General features: G+C 39.0%; 1 protein-coding gene. It reads left to right on the top strand.

The window, feature by feature from the left end:
- Positions 1-107 precede the first annotated feature (107 nt).
- On the top strand, positions 108-1,448 hold the full coding sequence (locus NC799_RS18220) for an IS1380 family transposase (RefSeq protein WP_272447853.1): 1,341 nt from the start codon (positions 108-110) through the stop codon (positions 1,446-1,448).
- The last annotated feature ends 184 nt before the right edge of the window (positions 1,449-1,632 follow it).

Here is a 1,632-nt window from a genome sequence, read left to right as displayed (position 1 = left end):
CCTAGATTTCGAAAGCAATAACTTTAAAAAAAATAAAAAAGCACTCCAACCTTTGGTATAATAGGGTTTGCGACAACCAAAAAATCCAAAGAGAGGAGCACCATTTGGTGAATAATTATAACACATTTCAAACGAGTATTGGGAGTATTTCTATCGAACCAACGTTGGAACATGCAACTTCGTACGGAGGTATTGTACCTCTTCTTGACTACCTTGAAAAAATCAAAATAAAAAGACTCTTAGAGGCAAGCCTTTCGTTGAAAAAACAAAATGGAACCTTCCCGTTATCTGATGTATCCTTAGCGCTTATTTTAGGACGATTACTTGGGTTAGAGCGCATCTCTCACTTTGAAGATATTGAAGAAGAAACTCTGTTAAAACGGTTCTTCAAGTGGGGAAAATTACCGGACTATACGACCTATTATAATGACCTGAAGCGATTTAAATCGGAGGAGGATTTAACGGGCTTTGAAGTCACCAATCAAGCTTTAACCGAGCGTGTTTTGGTCGATCAAGATCGAGCTATTCTTGACTTCGATTCCACCGTAAATACCGTTTACGGGAATCAACAGGGAGCTGAGGTTGGTTACAATTCACACAATCCAGGGAAAAAGAGCCTCCATCCTCTTTTGGTATTCGAAGGAATAAGTCGCTTATGTTTGTTTGCGGAGTTACGAAACGGCAAAGCTTACACCTCAGATGGTATGGTTGAAGCTGCTATCGAAGCGTTAAAACACATTCCACCACATGCATCGATTATGGCCCGATTTGATAAGGGATTTCCAAATGACAGACACTTGAGTTTTTTCGAAGAATACCGTGATCCCGATACCGGAATTTCAAAGGAAATTCTTTACGTAGGCAAGTTGAAGCTATATAAATCCCTAGTGAAAAAAGGTTTAGAAAAGAATTGGTGCCGCGTATATGAAGGTACGAAAATTATTGAGTGGACAGAGATTGATCACCGTGCCCAAACTTGGTCAAGATCGCGCCGTGTCATTCTTATAAGAATGGCAGAAGCATCCGATTTTGAAGAGCCATACCTAAGCGAAGAGTTCCTTTGGGAGTACCAAGCGATAGTTACCAACATGACAGACTCTGGGGATGAAATATGGCGATTTTACAATCATCGCGCATGCATGGAAAACTACATAAAAGAGGCGAAAAATGGATTCGGAGCTGACCAAGTTTCTGGAGAAGAATTTTATGCGAACTTCGCTGATTTATGGTTGAAAATGATTGCTTATAATATCCACATTTTGTTTTGTAAAGAGGTCTGTGTACAAGCGTATTCGTCTTTTACTATTTCGCGATTTAGGCGAACGTTTTGGGAAATTCCAGCCATTTTAGTGACACATGCCAGGCAATGGAAACTAAAAATGAGCAACACATTTACTCGGTTTGATAGTTGGCTGAAAATGCTACAGCGTATTCATCAACTAGAATGATAATTTACAAGTTAAATATTTCCATTAGGGCCTCTTAAATGGGGAGGGGGGAGTTATGGGCTTTTGCGTAAAATAATCAAGTAAGGTTGATTTAAGATTCCCATAAATGTACATAATAACCAAAAATCTTAAAAACAAGCCTGTTGATAAGTTTATTTATCCACAGGCTCGAAATTCAGGATAA

Origin of the sequence: Aquibacillus salsiterrae (assembly GCF_028416595.1) — a bacterium.
Classification (GTDB): domain Bacteria; phylum Bacillota; class Bacilli; order Bacillales; family Amphibacillaceae; genus Aquibacillus_A; species Aquibacillus_A salsiterrae.
Note: the sequence above shows the minus strand (reverse complement) of the source record. Positions and strands in the feature narration are given on the sequence as shown.